Here is a 235-nt window from a genome sequence, read left to right as displayed (position 1 = left end):
TTCACTTAACCAGGTGCGAACGATTCTTTGAAACACTCAAATGGTTCATACTGTAACGCTCTGATTTGTCTCAAAATAGTGAAGAGGGTTGATTTCAACCTTAATTCTAGTTTCATCAGTAACGTCAGTAAGTAGACAATCATCGCAAGAATCACTTGATTCTCCACGCCTTGTTCAGACTGTGAATAGTACGTTTTAATGGTCAAATGTTGTTTGATGTGCTTGAAAAACAACT

General features: G+C 37.0%; 1 pseudogene. It reads right to left on the bottom strand.

What is annotated here, in order from left to right:
- Nucleotides 1-5 precede the first annotated feature (5 nt).
- Nucleotides 6-235 (bottom strand): annotated as a pseudogene (locus ACYQ4S_RS13065) (IS4 family transposase); the annotation flags it as partial.

Source organism: Alkalibacterium sp. s-m-28 (assembly GCF_054658175.1).
Note: the sequence above shows the minus strand (reverse complement) of the source record. Positions and strands in the feature narration are given on the sequence as shown.